At 61.3% G+C, this 24,624-nt stretch carries 21 protein-coding genes; 16 read left to right on the top strand and 5 right to left on the bottom strand.

Going from position 1 to position 24,624, the window contains the following annotated elements:
- From VGL22_RS01900 to VGL22_RS01875, 6 genes are all read left to right on the top strand, one after another.
- Positions 1 to 390 (top strand): Asd/ArgC dimerization domain-containing protein (locus VGL22_RS01900; RefSeq protein ID WP_465265178.1); only part of this gene is annotated, 390 nt, incomplete at its 5' end.
- Positions 387 to 1,169, top strand: coding sequence for an acetylglutamate kinase (gene argB, locus VGL22_RS01895; RefSeq protein ID WP_465265177.1), 783 nt, complete (start codon positions 387 to 389; stop codon positions 1,167 to 1,169). The genes VGL22_RS01900 and argB, both read left to right, overlap by 4 nt.
- Positions 1,170 to 1,179: 10 nt before the next feature.
- Entirely contained in the window at positions 1,180 to 2,487 is a 1,308-nt protein-coding gene (locus VGL22_RS01890) for an acetylornithine/succinylornithine family transaminase (RefSeq protein ID WP_465265176.1), read from the top strand.
- 7 nt (positions 2,488 to 2,494) lie between these two features.
- Positions 2,495 to 3,511, top strand: coding sequence for an ornithine carbamoyltransferase (gene argF / locus VGL22_RS01885; protein WP_465265180.1), 1,017 nt, complete (start codon positions 2,495 to 2,497; stop codon positions 3,509 to 3,511).
- A 150-nt stretch (positions 3,512 to 3,661) separates the two neighbouring features.
- The gene (gene argH / locus VGL22_RS01880) at positions 3,662 to 5,080 is read left to right on the top strand and encodes an argininosuccinate lyase (protein WP_465265179.1); all 1,419 of its coding nucleotides are present in this window, start codon (positions 3,662 to 3,664) and stop codon (positions 5,078 to 5,080) included.
- Entirely contained in the window at positions 5,067 to 5,588 is a 522-nt protein-coding gene (locus VGL22_RS01875; RefSeq protein WP_465265175.1) for a GNAT family N-acetyltransferase, read from the top strand. Before argH ends, VGL22_RS01875 begins: the two co-directional genes overlap by 14 nt.
- On the opposite strand, the gene hypF is transcribed toward VGL22_RS01875, so the two are convergent.
- Positions 5,585 to 7,981 (bottom strand): carbamoyltransferase HypF, encoded by a 2,397-nt coding sequence (gene hypF, locus VGL22_RS01870; RefSeq protein ID WP_465265174.1) that lies wholly within the window; start codon positions 7,979 to 7,981, stop codon positions 5,585 to 5,587. The two genes, VGL22_RS01875 and hypF, sit on opposite strands and share 4 nt — an antisense overlap.
- A 180-nt stretch (positions 7,982 to 8,161) precedes the next feature.
- Between hypF and VGL22_RS01865 the strand changes: the two genes are divergently transcribed.
- The 9 genes from VGL22_RS01865 (at position 8,162) to VGL22_RS01825 (ending at position 16,270) form a co-directional block, all read left to right on the top strand.
- Positions 8,162 to 8,860 carry a lipid-binding SYLF domain-containing protein gene (locus VGL22_RS01865; RefSeq protein ID WP_465265173.1) on the top strand — a complete coding sequence of 233 codons (699 nt, stop codon included), beginning with the start codon at positions 8,162 to 8,164 and terminating at the stop codon, positions 8,858 to 8,860.
- A gap of 160 nt (positions 8,861 to 9,020) precedes the next feature.
- A complete protein-coding gene (locus VGL22_RS01860; RefSeq protein WP_465265172.1) occupies positions 9,021 to 9,800 on the top strand; it encodes a hypothetical protein in 780 nt (259 codons plus the stop codon).
- 89 nt (positions 9,801 to 9,889) lie between these two features.
- Positions 9,890 to 10,618, top strand: a complete 729-nt coding sequence (locus VGL22_RS01855; protein ID WP_465265171.1) for a hypothetical protein — start codon at positions 9,890 to 9,892, stop codon at positions 10,616 to 10,618.
- 232 nt (positions 10,619 to 10,850) lie between these two features.
- A complete protein-coding gene (locus VGL22_RS01850; RefSeq protein ID WP_465265170.1) occupies positions 10,851 to 11,348 on the top strand; it encodes an NAD(P)H-dependent oxidoreductase subunit E in 498 nt (165 codons plus the stop codon).
- Positions 11,345 to 13,003: an NADH-ubiquinone oxidoreductase-F iron-sulfur binding region domain-containing protein gene (locus VGL22_RS01845; protein WP_465265169.1), complete on the top strand. Its 1,659-nt coding sequence runs from the start codon at positions 11,345 to 11,347 to the stop codon at positions 13,001 to 13,003. The genes VGL22_RS01850 and VGL22_RS01845 overlap by 4 nt, the downstream gene beginning before the upstream one ends.
- Positions 13,000 to 13,713 carry a bidirectional hydrogenase complex protein HoxU gene (hoxU, locus tag VGL22_RS01840; RefSeq protein ID WP_465265168.1) on the top strand — a complete coding sequence of 238 codons (714 nt, stop codon included), beginning with the start codon at positions 13,000 to 13,002 and terminating at the stop codon, positions 13,711 to 13,713. Before VGL22_RS01845 ends, hoxU begins: the two co-directional genes overlap by 4 nt.
- Complete coding sequence (locus VGL22_RS01835; protein ID WP_465265167.1) at positions 13,710 to 14,243, top strand: NADH-quinone oxidoreductase subunit B family protein; 534 nt, start codon at positions 13,710 to 13,712, stop codon at positions 14,241 to 14,243. The genes hoxU and VGL22_RS01835 overlap by 4 nt, the downstream gene beginning before the upstream one ends.
- 57 nt (positions 14,244 to 14,300) lie before the next feature.
- Positions 14,301 to 15,722: a Ni/Fe hydrogenase subunit alpha gene (locus VGL22_RS01830; RefSeq protein WP_465265166.1), complete on the top strand. Its 1,422-nt coding sequence runs from the start codon at positions 14,301 to 14,303 to the stop codon at positions 15,720 to 15,722.
- Positions 15,723 to 15,799: 77 nt separating this feature from the next.
- On the top strand, positions 15,800 to 16,270 hold the full coding sequence (locus VGL22_RS01825; protein WP_465265165.1) for a hydrogenase maturation protease: 471 nt from the start codon (positions 15,800 to 15,802) through the stop codon (positions 16,268 to 16,270).
- Positions 16,271 to 16,282: 12 nt separating this feature from the next.
- Here VGL22_RS01825 and VGL22_RS01820 read toward each other — a convergent pair whose 3' ends face one another.
- From VGL22_RS01820 to nifJ, 4 genes are all read right to left on the bottom strand, one after another.
- On the bottom strand, positions 16,283 to 17,701 hold the full coding sequence (locus VGL22_RS01820) for an alpha-L-fucosidase (RefSeq protein WP_465265164.1): 1,419 nt from the start codon (positions 17,699 to 17,701) through the stop codon (positions 16,283 to 16,285).
- Between the two features lie 244 nt (positions 17,702 to 17,945).
- Positions 17,946 to 18,416 (bottom strand): DapH/DapD/GlmU-related protein, encoded by a 471-nt coding sequence (locus tag VGL22_RS01815; RefSeq protein ID WP_465265163.1) that lies wholly within the window; start codon positions 18,414 to 18,416, stop codon positions 17,946 to 17,948.
- Between the two features lie 484 nt (positions 18,417 to 18,900).
- Positions 18,901 to 19,917, bottom strand: coding sequence for a dihydroorotate dehydrogenase-like protein (locus tag VGL22_RS01810; RefSeq protein WP_465265162.1), 1,017 nt, complete (start codon positions 19,915 to 19,917; stop codon positions 18,901 to 18,903).
- On the bottom strand, positions 19,914 to 23,543 hold the full coding sequence (gene nifJ / locus VGL22_RS01805; RefSeq protein ID WP_465265161.1) for a pyruvate:ferredoxin (flavodoxin) oxidoreductase: 3,630 nt from the start codon (positions 23,541 to 23,543) through the stop codon (positions 19,914 to 19,916). Before nifJ ends, VGL22_RS01810 begins: the two co-directional genes overlap by 4 nt.
- A gap of 196 nt (positions 23,544 to 23,739) precedes the next feature.
- Here nifJ and VGL22_RS01800 point away from each other — a divergent pair, with 196 nt between their 5' ends.
- Positions 23,740 to 24,444, top strand: a complete 705-nt coding sequence (locus VGL22_RS01800; protein ID WP_465265160.1) for an HAD family hydrolase — start codon at positions 23,740 to 23,742, stop codon at positions 24,442 to 24,444.
- Positions 24,445 to 24,624: the final 180 nt, after the last annotated feature.

Below are 24,624 nucleotides of genomic sequence, written 5' to 3'. Positions count from 1 at the left end.
ACGCACAGGCACACAGGAGAGCTTTTGGAGCAGGTCGGGCTCGCCGCGGAACAGATCGTTTTCACGCCGCACCTGCTGCCGATTCCCCGCGGAATCCTGTCCACCGTATATGTGAGGTTCAAGCAACCGCAGACGCACGCGCAGGTTCTCCATACGTACCGCACATTCTTCGATGGGAGCCCGATGGTGCGCATTCACGAGCATGGATTGCCGCAGATTCAACATGTGGCGCGAACCAGTTACTGCGACATTGGATTTCAGCTTGCGCCCGACGGAAAGCGCGCCGTAATCGTGAGTTGTCTCGACAACCTGCTGAAAGGAGCATCGTCACAGGCAGTGCAAAACATGAACGTGATGTGCGGCTGGAATGAGGCGGAGGGGCTTGAATGAAATTTGTAGTCAAGCTCGGCGGAGCGGGGCTGGAGACTCCGGTACTCCTCGAGGGATCGATGCGCGCGATCGCCGAATTGGTGCGCGACGGCAACCAGGTGGCCGTGGTGCATGGCGGCGGCGTGCAGTTGACGAGAACGCTGAAGGCTCTGGGCAAGCAGAGCGAGTTCATCAACGGCCTCCGGGTGACCGATGCGGAGACCCGCGACACCGCCCTCATGGTGCTGGCCGGCAAAGTGAACAAGAGCCTTGTGGCCGCCCTCGGAGGGTTAGGTCAACCCGCCGTGGGCATGTCGGGCGGCGATGGGTTGATCTTCAGGGCGCGCAAGAAGCGCACCTCGCCTGACCTGGGCTACGTGGGCGAGATTGCCGCCAGCGATCCGCGCTGGATCGAAGCAATCTGGAAGCTCGGAGGCGTGCCCGTAATTTCCTCCATGGCTCTGGGCTTCGACGGCGAGTACTACAACGTGAACGCCGACGAAATGGCCGCGGCCTGTGCAATTGCGTGCCGCGCCGATGCGCTGGTGTTTCTCACCGACGTTCCCGGTGTGCGTGGCAGCGATGGCGAAGTGATGCGCTGGCTCAGCATCGATCAGATTGCAGAGATGGCGAAGAGCGCAATCATTTCGGGCGGCATGCTGCCCAAGCTGGGCGCGTGCCGTGAAGCCCTGCTGAACGGCGTGAAGCGCGTACGCATTCTACCCGCCGAAGCTGCCGGCTTTCTTCCGGATCTGTGCACGGCCCGCGTGGCGCATGGCACAGAAGTGATGGTGGCTTGAGGAGACTGAATTGACGAAACTGGAACAGATTCGCGCCGCCGAGGCCAAACTGCTGCTGCACACCTACGATCGCAACCCGATCCTCTTTGTTGCCGGCGAGGGTGTCCATCTGATCGACGAGAACGGTACGAAGTACCTCGACCTGCTGAGCGGCATTGGCGTAAATGCCCTTGGGTATGCACACCCCGCAATCGAGCGTGCGATCGCGGAGCAGAGCCGAAAACTCATTCACGTTTCAAACCTCTTCTATCACGAGGGGCAGGCGGAATTGGCACAGCGCCTCACCGAGCGCACCGGCATGGATCGCGTCTTTTTCGCGAACACCGGTACCGAAGCCTGGGAAGGCGCGATGAAACTGGCGCGCGCCCACGCCGGCCTGCTGCGCCGCGAAGGAAAGCAGATTGGAACGAAATTCCTGGCTATGGAGCAGAGCTTTCACGGGCGTACGTTCGGCTCCGTTTCGACAACCCACAAGGCCAAGTATCGTGAGCCGTTTGGCCCCGTTGTTCCGGGCGTGGAGTTCGTCCGGTTCAACGACGTTGAAGATCTGCGCAGCAAGTTCTCGAACGAAGTCTGCGCGATCCTGGTCGAAGCCATTCAGGGTGAGGGCGGTGTCCGCCCCATCTCGCAGGAATTCTTTGCGGAGGCGCGCAAGCTGGCAGACTCCACCGGGGCGCTGCTGATTGTCGATGAAATCCAGGCAGGCATGGGCCGCACGGGCAAATGGTGCGCGTATCAGCACTACGGGATTCCCCAGGCCCCCGCGGACAGGTCTTCGTCAGTGGGGTGGATCCGGCCGGATGTGACCACACTTGCGAAGCCGCTCGCCGGCGGCATCCCGCTGGGTGCGATCTGCTGCACAGAAGAAGCTGCGCGCGCCATCCACGCCGGCATGCACGGGACCACATTCGGCGGAGGGCCGCTTGCATGTGCCGTTGCCATTGCAGTCATTGACACGATTGAGAAGGACGGCTTGCTCGCGCATGCCTCAGAAGTCGGCGACTACTTCATGGAGGAACTGCGCAAGCTCGCCAGGAAGCACGACACCATCGTCGATGTACGCGGCATGGGCCTGATGATCGGCGCGGAGCTGGATTCTGCGGACCTGGCGAAGCTGGCCGTCGCGGAAATGCTCAAGCGGCGCATTGTCATCAATGTCACGAGCGACACCACGCTGCGCTTTCTGCCGCCTTACATTCTGGAGCGCGCGCAAGTTAACACCGCCATCGCCGCTCTCGACGAGATATTTACCGAACACGCAGCCGCGTTTGCCGGCGCGCACAATTCACACGCCGCAGGAGGACCACACCGTGGCTAGCAAAGCAATGCTTGTACGCAGGGAACCGGAGGTGCCGGTGCACAACGACCCCGACATTTTGAACGCCGCGGCACGTCTCGCAGGCGAGGACCTATGTTCCATCGGCGACCTGTCGAGCGCCGAGGTGCGCGCGCTTCTCAAACTCGGCCACGCCGTCAAGCGCAATCCGCGCGAGTACCGCCACGCCCTCGACGCCAGGCAGATGGTGCTGATGTTTGAGAAAGCCAGCCTGCGCACGCGCCTCAGCTTCGAGACGGGCATCAACACCATGGGCGGCAACGCCATTTTCGTCGACCAGACCAATTCCCCTCTGGGCGAGCGCGAATCCATTGCCGACGTCGCGCGCAACGTGGAGCGTTGGGTGGACGTGATCGTGTTGCGCACATACGCGCACGACACCATCACGGAAATGGCGGCGAACTCGCGCGTGCCGGTGATCAACGCCTTGTCCGATTTTGAGCATCCCTGCCAGGCGCTGGCCGACTTCATGACGCTCGAAGAGCACTTCGGCTCAGTCAGCGGTCTCAACTTCACTTATATGGGCGACGGCAACAACGTGTGCCACTCGCTCATGCTGACCGGCGCACAACTGGGCGCGAACGTCACCGTGGCAACGCCCCGTGGCTATTCGCCCGATATCGAGATTGTGACCATGGCGCGCGATATCGCGACCTCGAACGGCTGCGAAGTCAGACTCCTGCAGGATCCGAACGCCGCGGCTGAAGGTGCAGACGCCATCTACACGGACGTGTGCGTTTCCATGGGTATGGAGCACGAGTCGACCAAGCGCGCTCCCATCTTCCGGCCCTTCCAGGTGAACGAGACGCTGATGGCGAGAGCCGCTTCGAGCGCGGTGTTCATGCACTGCCTGCCCGCGCGGCGCAACGCGGAAGTCACGGACGCTGTGCTCGACGGGCCGCAGTCGATTGTGTTCGATCAGGCAGAGAATCGCATGCACGCGCAGAAGGCACTGTTGCTGCTGTTGCTGGGCGGCTTGGCGAACGTGGAAGCGTTCAACGGATAAGCCCCTCTGCCCGGTGAGGATTTCATTGGCCCATGCAGACTCGGCAGCCCCACCATCGAGAGCGCCGATCATCTAGTGGCTTAGACCGGGCAAGATACTGCCCGAGGAGTGGATTAGAAGTTGAGTTCGAACCAACAACAATCCGGAAAGATGTGGGCGGGCCGCTTTCGCGAGCCGCTGGATGCGGAGTTCGAGCAGTGGCAGCGGTCCATCGTCTTCGACTGGCGTCTGCTTGAGCAAGAAGTAGCGGCCAGCAAGGCGCATGCCTCCGCACTGTTTGCCGCCGGCGTATTGACCCCCGATGAGACCGCGGAGATTCGCGCCGCGCTAGATGCCATTGCCGCTGATTTCGCAATCGACTCAGACAAGGCAAAGGTGCGCGATCACCCCGTTGCTGAAGATATTCATCATTACGTTGAGTTATCGCTGGTGGAGCGGGTTGGCTTGCTGGGCCGCAAGCTGCACACGGGCCGCAGCCGCAATGAGCAGATCGCCACAGACCTGCGTCTGTACGTGCGCAAGCAGATTGCGATGGTGGTCGACGGGCTGGCCGCATGGGCGGCGGCTTTGGTTCAACTGGCGCAACAAGCCGGCGATGCGGTGATGCCAAGCTACACCCATCTGCAGCGCGCAGAACCTGTGCTGATTGCGCATTGGCTGCTGGCTTACGCGGAGATGCTGCTGCGCGACGTCTCGCGGCTGCGCGATTGCGCGGAGCGGCTGAATTTTTGCCCGCTCGGGTCGGGCGCAGTCGCGGGAGCAACCCTGGCACTGGATCGCACGATCGCTGCGCGCGAGTTGAACTTCACGGCTCCCACATCCAACTCCATGGATGCGACCAGCGATCGCGACTTCGTGCTGGAGTATCTGCAGGCCCTCACGCTGGTCGGCCTCCATGCAAGCCGCTTCGCGGAAGAGATCACGCTGTTTGCAACCGCGGAGTTCGGCTTTGTGAATCTGCCGGAGGCGTTTTCAACCGGCTCGAGCGCCATGCCGCAGAAAAAGAATCCTGATCTGACGGAGTTGCTGCGCGCCAAAGTCGGACGCATTCATGGCGCCGCCGAGGCCGTGACGCTGCAGATCAAAGGATTGCCTCTCGCCTACAATAAAGATATGCAGGAGACCCAGGAGCCGGCGTTCGCAGTGGAATTCGTTCCGCAGATGCTGAGGCTCGTCGCGCGCTTCACAGCCGCGCTGGAATTCAACTTTGAGCGCATGCGCTTAGCCGCGCACACCGGCTATCTGAACGCGATGGCGGCGGCCACCTACCTTGTTCACAAAGGCGTGCCCTTCCGCACGGCGCACGAAAAGATCGGGAACGCGGTTCGATATGCACTGGAAAAGGGTGTGGAACTCGGCGAACTTTCGCTCGACGAACTGCGCCAGTTCGGTGAGGAGTTTGACGCCGATTTCTTCAACTCCATAGAGTTAAACGCTACGCTCGATTGCCACAACGTGATCGGTGGAACCGCGCGGGATCGCGTCCGTGAGGCGCTCAAGATTGCGCAGACGCGGGTGGCCGCGCTGATGGAACCAATTACAGAGGAGGCCGTTCATGCTGGTGCGTAAAGCGCGGCTGCAGGATGCCTCCAACGTCTACGACCTGGTGAATTCGCTTTCCGGCGACGGCACGCTCTTGAAGCGCAGCTTCGCCGAAATATGCGAAAACATTCGCGATTTCACGGTGGCTGAGTCGGACGCTGGCATATTCCTCGGCTGCGGCGCCCTCCATCTTTACGGGCCGCATCTGTGCGAAGTTCGCTCCATCGTCGTGAAGCCCGAAGCCAAAGGTCAGAGAGCCGGCGGCCGCATCCTCAGTGCGCTGATCGAGGAGGCAGAAGAGCACGGCATCCAGTCAGTCTGCCTGTTCACACGCATTCCTGACTTCTTCTTCAAGTACGGCTTCCGCACCGTCGAAGACAAGGCCGACCTGCCCGACAAGATCTTCAAGGACTGCCAGAATTGCCCCCGCCTGCATCGCTGCGACGAAGTCGCGATGGTGCGCGGCCGCCTGCCACGCATCTCGATCCTGGGACCCCGTAAAGAGGCGCAGGAACTGGTGCGATTGTCAGGTTAGCGGAGTTGCGTAGTTCTGAGTTTTCCCCCGGCGATGACCGCCTGACCGTAGCTCAGGCCGCCATCGCCGGGGCTTACCCGCCGTGGCGCCATCACCTTGAAGCCTTCCGCCTCTAACCGCCTTCTCAACATGCGCGTCAATCGGCGGTTGTGCACCACTCCCCCGCTCATTGCGACGATGGAAATGCCGGTTGCATCACGCGCCGCTGAAGCTATTCGCGCGAAGGCATTGGCCACGCCGGCATGGAAACGAGCGGCGATGTGCGCCTGACTCACCCCGGTGCGCAGATCCCGTACGATCTCGCGCCAGAGCGGCGCGGCGTTGATGCGCATCGGCTCGCGCGTTGCCCAGTCACCCTCGATCAAATCGAAATCGTATCCTGACACTTCATCCGGCTCATCTATCGCAAGACCTTCAAGTTCAATCGCGGCCTGTGCTTCGTAATCCACTTTGCGCCGCGCCAGCACGACCGCGGCAACCGCATCAAAAAGCCGCCCCAGGCTTGATGTCAGCGGCGCGTTGATGCCGCGTTCGATCATGCGCGAGAGCAGCCGCGCTTCCGGCTCCGTTGCACCCGAAAGTTCTCTGGCCTCCACCTCGGCAAGCCCCACAGCCAGCAGATGGGCAAACGCCACGCGCCACGGCTCGCGCACGGCTGCATCGCCGCCGGGCAGCGCGACATACTCGAGATGCGCAAAGCGCTCGAACCCGTCGCGATTCACGATCAGCACTTCCCCGCCCCATATATGGCCATCCGTCCCGTAGCCTGTGCCGTCCAGCGACAGCCCAATCACCGAACCCTCCGTCGCATGCTCGGCCATGCACGCGGCGATATGCGCATGATGATGCTGCACCGCAATCGCCGGCAGATTGTGCTCCGCAGCCCACTGTTTTGCCCACAAGGTGGAGAGGTACCCAGGATGAAGGTCATGCACCACTGCCTGCGGCTCAATCTCGAACGTACGCATCAGGTGCGCAAGCGATTCCGTGAAAAAGTCGAGCCCTGCCACACTTTCCAGATCGCCGAGATGCTGGCTCTGATACGCGAACCGTCCGCGCACCAGCGTAAACACGCTTTTCAGGTGACCACCCACAGCGAGCAGCGGCGGCGAGTCGAAAGGCAAATCGATTCTCAGGGGGACATATCCGCGCGCCCGGCGGATAAATTGCGGCGCGCTGTCGACGATTGCGGTCACAGAGTCATCGCAGCGCTGCAGGATCTCGCGATTGTGCATGAGGAATCCATCGGCAATGTTGCCCAGCCGCGTGCGCGCTTCGTCATTGTCAATTGCAATGGGCTCCTCGCTAAGGTTGGCGCTGGTCATCACCAGCGCGCGAACGCGATCATCCGCAAAGAGCAAGTGCTGCAGTGGAGCATACGGAAGGTAAATGCCTAACCACGGAATGCCCGGCGCGACTGACGGCGCTATGCCACTGGCAGAGCGCGCGCGAGCCAGCACGATCGGCCGGGCCGGCGTCTGCAGCAGCTTCGCCTCCTCCTCGCCGAGCACGCAAAGCGCCTGCGCTGCCTCCATATCGCGCACCATCACCGCCAAGGGTTTTCCATAGCGATGCTTGCGTTCGCGAAGGCGCATCACGGCCGTTTCATTCGAAGCATCTACGGCAAGATGAAATCCGCCGATTCCCTTGATGCTAAGAATGCGGCCGTCCAGCAGCTCTTCAATGCACCGCAGAACAGGATCATCGCAGACCATCTCTTCTGCCTGCGGCGACTCGAGCCACACGCGGGGTCCGCAGTCCCAGCATGCATTGGGCTGTGCGTGGAAGCGGCGATTCATTGGGTCGTCGTACTCTGCCTGGCACGCTCGGCACATGGGAAAATCGGCCATCGAAGTCTGCGGCCTGTCATACGGGATGCGTCGCGTGATTGTGAAGCGCGGGCCGCAGTTGGTGCAATTCAAAAATGGATAGCGATAGCGACGATCGCGCCGATCCAGCAGTTCGCGCAGGCAATCGTCGCAGGTGGCTGCGTCCGCCGGAATGCCCGTGCTCGCCTGGCCAAGTACCTGGCTGTGCACGATCGCAAACGTTGTCTCGCCCGTAGGCGCGGTTTCCTCAACCTCCACAGAATCAATACGCGAAATGAGCGGAGCTTCCGAGCTAAGTCGCCGCAGAAACTCCTCTACCGCATCCGCTGTACCTTCCACTTCGATCGTCACGCCATTAGTGTCGTTTCCGACGTGGCCGCCGAGTTGACTCTGCAAGGCGAGCCGATAAACAAATGGGCGAAATCCTACTCCCTGCACCACCCCGCGCACGCACACTGCTTTTCGAATTCGCCGTGATGCAGATGAGGAGTCCACGCTGCTCTCTGGGTATGAGTTGGCTGCTTTCGTTAGCTCAGCATAACCCAGGGGTGCAACTCCGCACATCTTGTTTGTTATGCGTTTTCACCCCCGTGAATGGACTGCACCAAACCGCCGGTGGAGCAACCAAAAGGATGGGAACGCCATTTAACTCAATAGCAGTCTGGCTGGACTGCGGCGACCAAGCGAGCTTGAGCTCGCGTAAAAGCAGTTCCGCTGTGCAACAAGTTCAGGAGAGTGGGCACTATGAAGAAACAGATTTTGGCATTGAGCGTGGTGCTGGGCGTTGCGAGCCTCGGCTGGGCGTCTGACAAGGCTCCCAAGGAAGCGGCCACGGACCGTCTGGACAATGCGGCCACGGTGCTGCATGAGGTAATGGCAACGCCCGACAAGGGCATTCCGCAGGAAGTGATGGACCATGCGAAATGCGTGGCCGTTGTTCCTCACATGATTAAGGGCGGCTTCGTGTTCGGCGCAGAAGGCGGCCGCGGCGTGGCTACTTGCCGCACCGCGAACGGCTGGAGCGCTCCTGCGTTCTTCTCCGTTGAGGGCGGCAGCTGGGGCCTTCAGATCGGCGTGGAAGGTATCGATCTCGTGATGGTGTTCCAGAACCAGAAAGGAATGGATCACCTGCTCGAGAGCAAGTTCAAGGTGGGCGCCGACGCTTCGGCGGCAGCCGGTCCCGTGGGCCGTCATGCCTCGGCTCAGACCGATTGGAAGATGGACGCAGAGATCCTTACCTACTCGCGCGCCAAGGGCGCCTTCGCCGGCTTGACCCTCAACGGCGCAGCGGTGCACGAAGACAAGGACTCCATGACGGCAATTTATGGCCCCGGTACGAACGAGCGCGATGTGCTTACCGGCAAGGTTCCTCCGCCCCCGTCGGCTCATGCGTTCCTTTCGGCAGTCCGCGGCGCCAAGGCTGAGGCGTCCGCGTCCCGCTAAGCTCATCGGTTCCTGGCGGCCCGCCCTCGGGCGAGTCGCCGTGACCAAGAGACCCCAGCTGCGCCCTACCAGGCAGTGCTGGGGTTTTTTGTTTCCGGCCACACGGCTGGAAGTCTAGCTTTCCTCGCGCTGCCTTGCACGTCGAATCAATACTTGAACGATGGCGATCCCTTCTTTATCTGTCCTTCGCAAACGGTTTTCAAAGCGCGTTCCTGCAATCGCAGCCGGCGCGCTCCTGTTCATGCCGCCGATCCACGCACAAAAGTCGACAAATGAAGCCGCGATTCAGAAAATCGATGCTTCCGTGGCCGGGCGAGACCAGAACTTGCTCGCTTACACCGTCACCGAGCTTTACCGCGTCTACCGCGGCGCTGATCATACCCACCCTGCAGCTCAGATGACGGTTAAGACGACGTATCAGAAGGACACAGGCAAAAGCTACGTGATCCTCTCGCAGAGCGGATCGGAACTTATCCTCAAGGAAGTCCTGGGGCGGGTTCTTGACAGCGAGCGCCTGATGACGCAACCAGCCAACCGCCCGCAGGCACTGCTCACCACGGCCAACTACTACATGACCGTCAAGAGCGACGAAGTCGTCGACGGCCGCACCTGCAACGTCGTCGCCATCGTTCCTAAAAAGAGCTCGCCCTACCTGTTTCGCGGGACAATCTGGGTCGACGCCCAGGATGGATCAATCGTGAAATTGGAGGGCATGGCGTCCAAAGCGGCATCCGTACTGGCCGGAGCCACGCAGGTCTCGCGTCAGTACGCCAACATTCAGGGATTGCCCATGGCAACCCACGCCTCCGCGGTGGCAGGCAGTTGGCTGCTGGGCCAGACCACCGTGGACATCGACTACAGCGGCTACCGGATCACTCTCCGCAACGGCCCGGCCTCGCCGCAAATCGCGGGACCGGCCGGAGCCAAGAGCGTGCGTTAAGTGACGGATGCCGCTGACCTGTCAACATCCTTCTGCTCTATACTTCTGAGGTGATTCTCCTCACCGGCGACTGGAAACTCGATGCCGCATTGGGTTCCTGCCTTGTGCTTGGCCTGCGTCACGGGTTCGACTACGACCATCTCGCCGCTATCTCCGACATCACCGCCGTGCAGCGCAACTGGGCGAGCGGATTGCGCCTGGGCATCACCTATGCCTTAGGACACGCCTTCATGGTGGCTGTCCTCGGCATCTCCGTACTGCAGTTGCACATGGGCCTGCCTGAGGGGCTCGACCACTGGACCGAGCGCCTGATCGGACTCACGCTCATCGTACTGGGCATCGGCGTGGTCGCCGGCATCCTGCGCAAGCGCGAACATGGGCACCATCACAGCCGCATCGAGAGCCGCCTGGCAATCGCCTTGAACGGCCTGATCTGGAGCGCCTGGCGCATTCGCCGCGTGTGGAATCGGGAGCTTCCGCAGCCGCAGCGGTTCCGCTGGATGTATAACGGCAAGTCGGTGTTCGTCATCGGCATGCTGCACGGCATCGGCGCGGAGACCCCCAGCCAGCTGGCTTTGTTCTTCCTCGCCAAAAGCCTGGGCGGCACCGGCAACGGCCTCATGGGGCTCGGCGCTTTCTGTCTCGGCCTCGTCGCCATGAACGGCCTGATGACCGCCTCCCTCGGCGGAGCCTTCAAGTCCGGCACGCTGCACCCCCGCTTCTACCACGCCATTGCCTGGGCCGGAGCCGCCTACAGCTGCATCATCGGCCTGATCTTCCTCTTCGGCATCTCCGACCGCCTGCCCCAATTGGGCTGATCGCGCCGTGAAAAGACTCTCCTCCCCTCCCGCTTTTCGCAACCGGTAGTTGTGTCGCCGCGGTTTTGCCATTTCGGGACCGCTTCCTCTCCGCGTGAATTTCCTTACGCGCAACAGTGACACGTGTCACGGCCAGTGCTCCTGGTTTGCGCCTATAAAGGAGCCACGCGACGTGCAGTAGAAATCGCCTCACGAAAGTTTTCGGTGATTGTCGTCGCAATCGGGAGGAAATGTGCCAGCTTTTACACCGCCCCCGCTGCCCAGTGACGATAAGCGCTGGAAGATCGTCAACGGCACCATGCGCAAAAACGGCTTTGCCCGTCACGCGCTCATTGAAACTCTCCATACAGTCCAATCGTCCTTCGGCTTCCTGGACGATGAGGCCATTCGGTTTGTGGCGCGCTCCCTGCGCGTTCCGCTCAGCCAGGCTTACGGCGTGGTCACGTTCTATCACTACTTCAGCCTCAAGCCGCCCGGCAAGCACACCATGACCATCTGCACCGGTACCGCCTGCTACATCAAGGGCACAGACAAGCTTCTGGCGTCGGCAGAAGGCCGTCTGGGCGTCACCCAGGGCAACACCACTCCAGACGGCAAAATCAGCCTTATGGCAGCCCGTTGCGTGGGCGCCTGCGGCCGCGCGCCCGTGGTGCTCGTCGACGGCGAACTCAAGGGCCAGATGGAAGGCGAAAAGATGATTGAGCAACTGGAAAGGTGGGCGGTGGAATGAATTTAGAAGAACTGGAACAGATAGCCGAATCCGTCCGCTTCGAACAGGCCAAATTCGATCAGCAGGTTAATGTGTGCATGGGCACCGGGTGCCTCAGCCAGCATTCTGACCAGCTCAAGGACGCCCTCGCGGAAGCCGCGGAGAAGAGCGGCAAAAAAGTCCACGTTCGCCGCACCGGGTGCATGGGCCTCTGCGCCGCCGGCCCCCTGGTCCTCGTGGAACCCGATCAGACCATGTATCAGCACGTCGGCGCTGAGCACGCGGAAAAAGTAGTCGCTTCACTCGGCGGCGAACCCCTTGCGGAGCTCCAATGCGAACTGGCCGACCACTTCGACGACCAGGTTCGCGTTGTGCTCGAGAACTCCGGTCAGATCGATCCTGAAAAGATTGACGAGTACATCGCCCGCGATGGCTACAAGGCGCTGGTTACCGTCCTCACCGAGATGGAACCGGGCGGCGTGATCAAGCTGATCACAGACAGCGGGCTGCGAGGGCGCGGCGGCGGCGGTTATCCAACCGGCCTCAAGTGGGGCACCGTGGCCAAGGCCGTCGGCGACATCAAGTACGTGATCTGTAACGGCGACGAAGGCGATCCCGGCGCGTTCATGGACCGCAGCGTTCTCGAGAGCGATCCCCAACGCGTGCTCGAAGGCATGGCCATTGCAGCCTACGCCGTGGGCGCAAGCAAAGGTTACATCTACGTCAGGGCTGAGTATCCGCTCGCCGTGCAGCGTTTCCAGGCCTGCCTGCGCGATGCCCGCCGTCGCGGCCTGCTGGGAAGCAATATCTGCAACACCCAGTTCAACTTCGACGTGGAGATTCGCCTTGGCGCCGGGGCCTTCGTGTGCGGGGAAGAAACCGCGCTCATCGCCTCCATCGAAGGCCGTCGTGGCACGCCCAAACCACGTCCGCCTTACCCGGCGGTCAGCGGCCTGTGGGGCAAGCCCACCCTCATCAATAACGTTGAAACCTTCGCCAACATCGCACCCATCATGCGCAAGGGCGCGGCCTGGTTCTCCTCGCTGGGCTCCGCGCGCAGCAAGGGCACCAAGGTCTTCGCCCTGACCGGCAAGATCAAAAACACCGGCTTGGTGGAAGTTCCCATGGGCATGTCGCTGCGCCAGATCATCGAGGGCATTGGCGGCGGCGTTCCCGACGGACGGAAGTTCAAGGCCGTGCAAACCGGAGGGCCTTCAGGGGGCTGCATCCCTGACGAGCTTCTCGATCTGGGCATCAGCTATGACGCCCTGATCGGCGCCGGCTCGATGATGGGCTCAGGCGGCATGATCGTGATGGACGACACCTCCTGCATGGTCAACGTCGCGCGCTTCTTCATCGAGTTCTGCATGACGGAGTCGTGCGGCAAATGCATACCCTGCCGCGCCGGCACTGCCCAGATGTTCACCCTCCTTGACCGCATCTGCAAAGGCGCGGGAACTATGGCCGACCTCGAGTTGCTGGTCGATCTCTGCGCCACCGTGAAGGAGACCAGCCTCTGCGGTCTCGGCATGAGCGCTCCCAATCCCGTGCTCAGCACCCTGCGCTTTTTCCGCCATGAGTATATCGAGCACATTGTGAATAAACGATGCCCGGCGGGGGTATGCGCCATCCACGCACCCGCGGCTGTTCCCACGACCGAGGAGGTGCCCGCATGAGTCCGGTTGTCGATGTCAAAACACTCTTTATCGACGATAGAAATGTCAGCGCGCGCGCCGGCCAGACCATCCTCGAAGTAGCCAGAGAGAATGGGATTAACATTCCCACTCTCTGCCACCTCGAAGGCCTGACCGACGTAGGCGCATGCCGCATCTGCGTGGTCGAGATCGAAGGCAGCACGAAGCTCTTTCCGGCCTGCGTCACTTCGATCTACGAAGGCATGAAGGTCATCACCGACTCCGAGCGGCTCCGCAAGCATCGCCGCATGCTGCTCGAGCTGCTCTTCGCGGAGCGCAACCACGTCTGCTCCGTGTGCGTTGCGAACGGCCACTGCGAGTTGCAGTCCCTGGCCCAAAGCCAGGGCGTCACCCATGTGCGCCTGCCCTATCGCAATCCAGCGCTCACCGTTGACGCCTCGCATGAGCGCTTCACCGCGGACCACAACCGCTGCATCCTCTGCACCCGCTGCGTGCGTGTCTGCGCGGAGGTAGAAGGCGCGCACGTGTGGGACGTGATGGGCCGCGGCACCAATTCGACCGTCATCACCGATCTGCACGACAAGTGGGGTGAATCCACCTGCACGCGCTGCGGCAAATGCGTCCAGGTCTGCCCCACCGGCGCCCTGTTCGACAAAAACAAGATCGGCTCCGATCACCCCAAGTACCCTGATTTTCTGCCCTACCTGAACCTGATGAGGGAGGCCCAATGAACAAGCTCAAGGTTGCAACCGCATGGCTGGATGGATGTTCCGGATGCCACATGTCTTTCCTCGACATGGACGAACGGCTGCTCCAGCTGGCCGAGTTGGTTGACGTTGTTTACAGTCCGATCGTGGACACCAAGGAGTTCCCCGATCATGTGGACATTACTCTCGTCGAAGGCGCCGTTGCCTCTGTCGACGACGAAACCAAGATCAGGAAGATTCGCGCCCATACCACGACCCTCATCGCCATGGGCGACTGCGCCATTACCGGCAATGTTCCGGCCATGCGCAACCCCTTCGGCCCCGAGGCTATCCTCAACCGCGCCTACTTCGAGACCGCCGATCTGCAGCCGCAGATTCCCTGCCTGGTGGTGCCCAGGCTGTTGAAGGTGGTCCGCCCCGTCCACGAGTTTGTGGAAGTGGACGTCTTCCTTCCCGGCTGTCCGCCCTCGGCCGACACGTTTCATGCGGCGCTTACCGCGATCCTCGCCGGAAAACCGCTGGACATTCCGGCCCTCACCCGCTTCGGAGCCTGACGTGGCGCCGGTCTCCGGACCGGCTCCTGCCTGCTCCCAACGAATTCGGAGCGATTCATGAGCCAGACCATTACCATCGATCCCGTCACCCGCCTTGAGGGCCACGGCAAGATCACCATCCAGATGAACGACCAAGGCGAAATCGCCGACGCGCACTTTCACGTCACGCAAGTCCGCGGATTCGAGAAATTCTGCGAGGGTCGTCCGTTCTATGAGATGCCCAGCCTCACCGCCCGCATCTGCGGCATCTGCCCGGTCTCCCACCTGCTGGCCTCCGCCAAGGCCTGCGAAGCCATCATGTCGGTCCGCATTCCGCACACCGCCGCGCAGCTTCGCCGCATCCTCAACCTGGCCCAGATGGTGCAATCGCACTCCCTGAGCTTCTTCCATCTCTCCTCGCCTGACCTGTTGCTGGGCATGGAGTCCGACCCGGCCACCCGCCACATCTTCGGCGTCGCCGCTCAGCGTCCGGAACTTGGCCGCGCCGGCATCGCCCTGCGCCGCTTTGGCCAGCGCGTCATTGAGCTACTCGGCACCAAGCGAATCCATACTGGATGGGTCGTGCCCGGCGGCGTCACGGAGCCGCTCTCCGCAGCCAACCGCGACGAAATGCTCGCCATGATGCCTGCGGCCTACACCGACCTGAAACTGGCTCTCGACGCCTACAAGCAGATTGCCGCCGGCTTCAAACCCGAAATCGACGTCTTCGCCAACTTCCCCTCGCTCTATCTCGGCCTGGTGAATGAGGACGAGTCCATCGAGTTCACCGACGGCGCTCTCCGCCTCATCGACGCACAGGGCAACACCGTCGAAGACGGCATCACCGCGACCCGGTTCCCTGAGGTCATCGGCGAGGCCGTCGAGCCCTACTCCTACACCAAATTCGTCTATTACAAGCCCCTCGGCTATCCCCAAGGCAGCTATCGCGTTGGCCCGCTGGCGCGGCTCAATATCGTCAAAAAGATGGGCACGCCACTGGCCGACAAGGAACTTTCCGAATTCAAGCAGATCGCCGCGGGGCCAGTGGAAAGCTCGTTCCACTATCACCACGCGCGCCTCGTCGAGGCGTTGCACGGCATCGAGAAAATCGAACAGATCCTGGCCGATCCCAAAATTCTCGACAAACACGTGCGCGCCACCGCCGGCGTCAACCGCAATGAAGGCGCAGGCCAGATTGAAGCCCCGCGCGGTACGCTGCACCACCGCTACAAGGTCGATGATGACGGCAAAATGACCTGGGCCAGCCTCGTCGTCGCTACGGGCCACAACAACAACGCCATGAACAAAGGCGTGCTGCAGGCAGCAAAGGCTTACGTGAAGAACGGCAAGTTCTCTGAAGGCGCGCTCAACCGCGTCGAAGCCGTGATCCGCTGCTTTGACCCCTGCCTGAGCTGCTCCACCCATGCCTTCGGCCAGATGCCGCTCGCCATGTCTCTCGTTTCAGCCGACGGCGACGTCATCGACAGAGTCGTCCGCTAGCATCTCTCTCAACTGGGTGCCCCAGGCCTCGATCCTGAGACCTGGGAGCCACTCCCCCGCCCATTAAACTTCCAGATATGAAGTCAACGCCGATCCGATGCCTGATCCTCGCCTGCGGCAACACGCTCCGCGGAGATGACGGCGTAGGCCCGTTTCTCGGCGAATGGGCGGCCGACCGATTCGCCGCCGACTCGAATGTTCGCGTCATTACGAGCCATCAGTGGGCTCCGGACATGGCGGAAGACGTAGCCGCTGCGGATACCGTCATCTTCATCGACTGCGCGGTCGACCAGCCCCCCGGTCAGATCCTCCTGCGCGAGCTCTCCCCCGCGCCCATCAAGCCGGGCCTTGTGACGCATCACCTCGGCGCCCCTGAACTGCTCCACACCGCACAGAATCTCTACGGCCGGCAGCCCCGCCGCGCCCTGCTCCTCACCATCGGCGCCGGCTCCATCGAACTCGGCGAAGGACTAAGCCCCAGCGTTCGCGCCGCCCTCCCCGATGCACAGGAACTGCTGCAGCTCACAATGCAGCCGCTGTTGGGTTGAACAGCGCCTCCTCTACTTCATATAGCCCGCCAGCTTGAACGAGTACGCATAGTCGCCCCTCGGTTGCGATCGCAGAATGATGCGCATGCCCCCATCCTGAACCTTCGCACCAAGCTCGCTTTCTCCGCCGAGCTCACTGATCGCAATTCCCTGCTTCGCCGGAACATCCGCAATCGTGATCGTCTGCCCCTTCAGCTTCCCCAGCACCGTCACATACAGATCATCGCCCTTGCGCGTAAACCGCAGATCATCCCCCTCCGCCGACTTCCCTTCCGCCCGCGTCCACGGCGTCGTATCGTAAATGGCCTCGCCATTCTGCTTGAGCCACGCACCTAGGTCCTTCAGCCGCTCCATCTGCACCGGCGGAATCGTTCCGTCTGCCTCCGGACCCACATCGAGCAGCAGGTTCCCGTTCTTGCTCACGATATCCACCAGCAGCGCAATCAACTCACCCGGCGCGATCGTCTCCTTCTCGCCCTCCGCGCGGTTGTACCCGAATGACCGCCCCAACCCGCGGCACTCCTCCCACTTCTTCTCGCTGATCTTGTCGAGCTTGGCGTATTCCGGCGAAGTGAAGTCCGCATGCTTCACGCCAAACCGATCGTCGATCACGCCGTCGGGGATCGCGTTGTAGTAATCCGCCTCTACATCCAGCGCACGCCCCGTCTTCGGCCAGTCGATATCGTTCCACAGCAGCATGGGGTGATACTTCTCGATCAGTTCGTGAATCTGCGCGAAGGCATAATCGCCATAAGCCTGGCTCTGCGGCTTAACCGTTTCGTAGTCCTTCTCCACCCGGATCGGCCCCGCATTGAACGTCCAGTCGTACCCGCCCGAGTAGTACAGGCCCATCTTCAATCCCTGCTTACCCACCGCCCTCGTCAGCTCGCCCACAATGTCGCGCTCGGCGTGCAACTGGGCAGGCTTGAGACTCGGGTTCGGATTCGGCGTGGTGCTCGGCCAAAGCGTGAAACCCTCATGATGCTTGCTGGTCAGCACCACATACCGTGCCCCCGCCATCTTGAACGCCTCGGCCATGGCATCGGGATTCCACTTTTTCGACTCGCGATTGAACTCCGGCGCAAACTCGTAATACCCCTTATCGCCATAGTGCTCGCGGTGATACTGCGCCGTCGGCGAGCCCGGCACCCGCACGGTGTTCAGATACCACTCCGCGTACGGGTCGTATTTGATGTAGTCATTCGACGAAAAGTCATGATCCGGGTGGTTCAGCGGCGCCCAACCAGGCACCGAGTACAGTCCCCAGTGAATAAAGATGCCCAGCTTCGCGCCGGCATACCACGCAGGGAGTGGATGCTTGTCCAGCGATTCGACAGTCGCCTCATACTTCCCCGTCTCCTGCGCCGTTGTGTTGCCATTTAGAACCAGCAAAAGGACAAATAAAATTCCCCCAGCGATCTTCCGCATCATTCCATCTCCTCCGAGCTTGCCCCGGATCATAACCGCAGTACCGGGGGTCCTGTCGAATGCGGCAGGCGGGACTTCTTCACTCGTCGGACACTGCGCAGTTTGAATGTGGATAGCACAACGATTCCCGCGCCATCTCTCCACCTGGTAGCAGGCGCAAGTTGAAGCGCTTGCGGCGATGGATTTCGCCCGACCACTACAGCTCAGGGTCTGATCTCTCGTACGTGATTGAAGGTCACCTTGAGAGTTAAACGATAAATCCAATGCGGTCCTTCATCGCCTGGTTCATCGATGCCATGATCGGCATGGTCAAATACTCGGGCCGGGTGTATTCCTCACCAAAACAAGGCGACGCCGCGAACTCTTTCCGTCGTTTATCCAGAAACTCGTCCAGAGAACAAATCACGCGCGCCGGATTTCCACCAGCCACTGTGCGCGCCGGTATATCGCGGGAAACCACGCTCCCAGCTCCGATGATGACATCGTCTCCAATGGATACACCCGGAAGGATGATGGTTCCTGCACCCACGAAGACCCGGTTCCCGATCTTGACCTTCCCAATCCTCGTATAACCCAGGTAGAGCTTGGTGCTTGTGTCATGCGCGAGTATGTGTACACGCGGTGCCAAAATGACGTTGTCCCCGATCTCGATGTGATGACCGTGGGAATAATCAATAATCACCTGGCCCATCAGCCCGAAATCTTTTCCGATCCTCACACCTCTCCGCCGATATATCTCGACAGGGTCGGAAAAACGTTCCCGGATTCTACGCTTCCACTCAAAAAGATTCATGGCTGTGCCCCGTCATCGGCTCGATCCACACCTGATCTCCATCCGATCCTGGTCTCAAACCGCCGCCGGCAGGTCCTGCCTGAACCCACAAAAGCCGTTAGATGGTCCGCCCGGTTGTCTCAATAGATTATCCAATGCAGCTTACTTCCCCTGCGTGTGCCCGGGCAACCGCCAGGATCCGCGTCCCTTCCCTGTTTCTGTCCTGTTCCCATAGTGGTTCTGTGCTCAACCCTTTGCTCCGCCTCGTTATCACATTCGATAACCAAAGCGGTCAACGCCTGGGAAAGGAGCGTGCTCAGCAGCTGGTCCGGCATGCATGGACCATCCTACCCCCCCGCGCGCATCCGTCCTTAAAAAAGCGGCCGCACTCAACGAGCGCAGCCGCAAGCACATCAGCTTGGACTTCGAATCAGAACGCTGCCACAGTCTGCCGCAGGCTATATGAACTCAGGGTTTTGATATAGTTGCCGCGGTCGAAAGGTGATGTATCGGGCACAGAGCGGCGGCTGAGGCAGCCGCGCGTCTCGGCCAGCGATGTGTACTCGCGCTTCTCCAGCCAGTAGTGCATGTCTGAGAGAACGCGCCCAATGTGCTCGATACCGTGGATATGCAACGCCGACGCCATCAATGCCACAGAACCGCCGGCCATGGTCGCCTTCAATACATCCTCGGCCGAGTGCACCCCGCCGGTGATGCCGATATCCATGTTGGTGTGCCCGTAAAGAATCGCCGCCCAGTGAAGGCGCGGCAATAGCTCTGAGGGCGTGGAGAAATGCAGTGACGGCCGCACCTCCAGCGTCTCAATATCGAAATCGGGTTGATAGAAACGGTTGAACAGCACCACGCCTCGCGCACCCGCATCCTCCAGGCATGCGATAAGGTGCGGAATGCTGGTGAGCGACTGCGACAGCTTCACTGCCACCGGCACCTTCACCGCCCGGCACACGCTCTCCACCAGGTCCAGCAATTGCAGCTCCACCTCGCGGCTCGTCTGCGCGCGGTCCGTCGCCAGCGCGTACGTGTTCAGCTCGATGGCGTCAGCGCCGGCCTCTTCCATCTCCTTCGCATAGCGCACCCAACCGCCGCTTGTCGCGCCATTCAGGCTGGCGAGAATGGGAATTCCCGCAACCTCCTTGGCCCGCCGCAGGTACTCCAGATACACCTCGTGCGTCATGCGGTAGTCGTCCTGCTCCGGCAAAAAGTGCAGCGACTCGGCAAACGAATCGGTGCCGCGGGAAAGATCCGCGTCCAGCGCCTGCGACTCCAGGATGAGTTGCTCCTCGAAGAGCGACGTCAGCACAATCGCCGCGGCGCCGGCATCTTCCATCCGGCGCACATTGTCCAGCGACTCCGAAAGCGGCGTCGAGCTCACCACGATCGGGCTCTTCAAGGGCAGCCCCAGGTACCTTGTCTTCAGGTCAATCATTCCGTCCCTCCGGCCAGCACCGGCTCAGCTTCCTGCTTCGCGCTCGCCGTCTCCGGCGGAGCAATGTGCGGGGTCTCGCCGCGGCCCGGCATGCCGGCGCGCGCCGAATAGACACGCCATTGGCGCTCCACATCGTCCTGCGCCTCCTTCAACAGCTCCGCGGCCAGTTCCGGGTTTCCACGAGCAAGCATGGTGTAGCGCGCTTCACGATAGGCGTACTCCTTCAGCCGGATCGAAGGAGCCTTCGAGTCCAGCTGGAACGGATTCTTGCCCGTCTCGCGCAGTGCGGGGTTATAACGCATCAGCGGCCAGTAGCCCGACTGCACAGCCAGCTTCTGCTGCTCCAGTCCGTGCACCAGATCGTAGCCGTGAGCAATGCAGCTCGAATAAGCGATGATGATCGACGGCCCCTCGTGCGCCTCGGCTTCCTGGAACGCCTTGATCACATGCGTATCGTTCGCGCCCATCGCCACCTGCGCCACGTAAACGGAGCCATAACTCACCGCCTCCATCGCCAGGTCCTTGCGGCTGTTCGGCTTACCCGCCGCCGCAAACTTGGCCACCGCGCCGCGCGGCGTCGCCTTCGAAGCTTGCCCGCCCGTGTTCGAGTACACCTCGGTATCGAGCACCAGCACGTTCACGTTCTTGCCCGAACCGAGCACGTGGTCCAGTCCGCCAAAACCGATGTCGAATGCCCATCCGTCGCCACCCAGGATCCACACGCTCTTGCGTACCAGCGCATCGGCAATCGCCGACAGGTTGCGCGCATCGCTCGAGTCGATTCCAGCCAGCTTTTCCCTCAGGATCTTCACCCGCTCGCGCTGCCCATTGATCTCCGGTTCGGTCTTTTGTGAAGCCGTCAGCAGCATGCTGGTCAGCTCATCGCCAACCAGATGCGCCACCCGCGTCAGCAGCGTCTCTGCAAAGGCCTTCTGCTGATCCAGCGCCACCCGCATGCCAAACCCGAACTCCGCATTGTCCTCAAAAAGCGAGTTTGCCCACGTCGGCCCGCGTCCCTGCACGTTGTGCGTGTAAGGCGTGGTCGGCAGGTTGCCCCCATAAATCGACGAGCACCCCGTCGCATTGGCGATGTACAGCCGGTCGCCTAACAACTGCGTCAGCAGCTTGATGTAGGGCGTTTCGCCACATCCCGAACACGCGCCGGAGAACTCGAACAGCGGCTGCAACAATTGCAGGTCCTTCACCTGCCCGTGCGACAGCTTGGTGCGATCCACCTCGGGAAGCCCCAGGAAAAATTCCCAGTTCTTGCGCTCGGCCTCGCGCAACGGCTGCTGCGGAGCCATATTGATGGCCTTGTGGCTGGCATCGCTCTTGCTCTTCACCGGGCAAACTTCCACGCACACAGCGCAGCCGGTGCAGTCTTCCGGAGCCACCTGCAGCGTGTAGCGATCGCTTTCCATGCCTTTCCACTTCGGCTTCGCCCACTGCAACGTCGCCGGCGCATCCCCCGCCATATCGCCGCTGTAGACCTTGGAGCGGATCACCGCATGCGGGCACACCATCACGCACTTGCCGCACTGGATGCACAGGTCCTTATCCCACACCGGAACAAACTGCGCGATGTTGCGCTTCTCCCACTGCGCCGTGCCAGTCGGAAACGCGCCCCCCGCCGGAATCGCGCTGACGGGAAGCATGTCGCCCTTGCCGCTCGCAATCTGCCCCAGCACATCCTTCACAAACCCCGGCGCCTTGGGCGAGAGCGAGCCCACTATGTCGAATTCCGACGAGACCGCCGCCGGCACATCCACCTTCTCCAGATGCGCCAACGCCGCGTCCACCGCCGCGAAATTCTTCTCCACCACGGCCTCGCCGCGCTTGCCGTATGTCTTCTTGATGGCCTTCTTGATCTGCGCGATCGCTTCTTCACGCGGCAGTACGCCCGAAATCGCAAAGAAGCATGTCTGCATGATCGTGTTAATGCGCGTGCCCATGCCCGCATTGCGAGCCACCGTGTAGCCGTCAATCACGTAAAAATCGATCTTCTTGCGGATAATCTCTTGCTGTACCGTCTTCGGCAGCTTGTCCCATACCTCGTGCCTGCCAAACGGCGAATTCAACAGGAACACCGCGCCCGGTATCGCCGGCTCCAGCACGTCGATCTTCTCGAGGAAGCTGAAGTTGTGGCATGCGATGAAACTCGCCTTCGAGATCAGATACGTCGACCGGATCGGCGTAGGCCCAAACCTCAGGTGGCTCGTCGTCATTGAACCTGACTTCTTCGAGTCATATACGAAATAGCCCTGCGCAAAATTGTCCGTCTCCGTGCCGATGATCTTGATGGAGTTCTTGTTCGCGCCAACGGTCCCGTCCGAACCCAGCCCATAGAACAGCGCGCGCACCGTCCGCGGCTCCTCCGTCGAAAACTCCGGATCGTACGCAAGGCTCGTAAAGCTCACATCGTCGTCGATGCCGATGGTGAAATGGTTCTTCGGCGCAGCCTTGGTCAGTTCGTCAAAGATGCCCTTCACCATCGCCGGCGTGAATTCCTTCGACGACAACCCATAACGCCCGCCAATCACCTTCGGTGACGCAAACGGCAGTGTCGCCGCATTCTCCGCCAGCACCGTAATGATGTCTTGATAGACCGGCTCGCCCATGGCGCCCGGCTCCTTGCAGCGGTCCAGCACCGCAATCGACTTCACCGTCTTCGGCAGCGCGCCCAGGAAAGCCGACGCATCGAACGGCCGGTACAGCCGCACCTTCACCACGCCCACCTTCTCGCCCTTGCGGTTCAGGGCATCCACAGCCTCTTCCGCCGCTTCGGCGCCCGAGCCCATCATGATGATCACGCGCTCCGCGTCCGCCGCGCCGTAGTAGTCAAACAGCCGATAGGCGCGCCCCGTCTGCGCCGCAAACCGGTCCATGACCTGCTGCACGATACCCGGCACAGCCTTGTAGAACGGGCTGCACGCCTCGCGCGCCTGGAAGAACACATCGGGATTCTGCGCCGTCCCGCGAATGATCGGCCTGTCCGGACTCAAAGCATTCTGCCGGAACTGAATAATGTACTTGTCGTCCACCATCGCGCGAATCGTCTCGTCGCCGATGGGATAGATCTTGCCCACCTCATGCGATGTGCGGAAGCCATCGAAAAAATGCATGAACGGCAGCCGCGCCTCCAGCGTAGCCGCCTGCGCAATCAGCGCCAGGTCCGCGCATTCCTGCACCGAATTCGACGCCAGCATCGCCCAGCCCGTCGACCGGCACGCCATCACATCCGAGTGATCGCCAAAGATCGACAGCGCATGCGTCGCCAGCGTCCGCGCCGTCACATGCATCGTCGCCGGCGTCAGCTCGCCCGCAATCTTGAACATGTTGGGGATCATCAGCAGCAAACCCTGCGAAGCCGTAAACGTCGTCGCGAATGCCCCCGCCTGCAGCGCCCCGTGCAACGCACCCGCCGCGCCGCCTTCGCTCTGCAGCTCTTCCACAACCGGCAAAGCGCCCCAAATGTTCCTCTTGCCCTCCGAGCGCCACTGGTCCGCCCACTCCGCCATCGGCGACGAGGGGGTGATGGGGTAGATGGCGACTACTTCGGAAAGCCGATAGGCAACCGAGGCCGCCGCCTCGTTCCCGTCCATGATGACCATTTTCTTTTCGCTCATTCCATTCCTCACAGCGCGTACGCGCTTTGTATGGGAGTCCTGCAGGGCGCATCCCGGCCCTGGGTCGATACAATTTCCGCCTTAGTGAGTCTCTTCTTTGAGCGAATTACCGGCTGTGACGCGAGACACACGGCCACACGCGTTTCTCGTATGGTGAAACACGTACCGCATTATGCGCATTCGATACCATGGATCCATGCCCCAGTTCCCTGCCGGCCAGACGCTCCTCATTGACGCCGACGACACCCTTTGGGAAAACAACATCTATTTCGAGCGCGCCATTGCCGCCTTCACCGGCTATCTGAACCATCAGAAATACACGCGCGAGCAGGTGCGCGAAACCCTGAATGGCGTCGAGCGCGAAAGCATCCTGATGCATGGCTACGGGCTGCACAGCTTCACGCACTCGCTCATCACCTGCTTTGAGCGCCTCAGCACCGAACCGGTCACCGAAGAGAAGCGCGACCGCATCCGCTCCTTCGCGGGCTCCATCCGCGACCAGGAAATCGAACTTCTACCCCATGTCTCCGAGACCCTCACCGACCTCTCCATGCGCCACCGGCTCATCCTTATGACCAAGGGCAACCACGCCGAACAGGCCGACAAGCTGGCCCGCTCCCGCCTCGCCCCGTTCTTCTCAGCCGTGGAAATCGTGGCGGAGAAAGACCCGCCCACCTACGCCGCGGTCGTCGCCCGCCACGAGCTCACGCCGCATTCGACATGGATGATCGGCAACAGCCCCAGGAGCGACATCAACCCCGCCCTCGCCGCCGGGCTCCATGCCGTCCACCTCTTCCACCCCGATACCTGGATCCTCGAACACGCGGAATTGGCGCGGCCCCTCGATCGCCAGCACTTGATCGAGCTAAATGCGTTTGTAAAACTGTCGGAACTGTTCTAGTTGACGCGTCCCCCAATCCTCTGGTCTACTTCCAACAAGTCATGCACCTCTCGATATCCAACTCGATCCGCCCCGCAACCACGCGCGGCATCGCGTCCATTCCCGCCATTCGAATTAGCGGCCACAATCGGCGCGCGGGAAAGAGAGCCTGACTCAAGCTTCAATGCAGTAAGTGGATTC

It is taken from the genome of Occallatibacter sp. (assembly GCF_036502485.1).
Taxonomy (GTDB): Bacteria; Acidobacteriota; Terriglobia; order Terriglobales; family Acidobacteriaceae; genus Telmatobacter.
The sequence above is the reverse complement of the archived record's forward strand: the minus strand, read 5'-3'. Positions and strand labels throughout refer to the sequence as shown.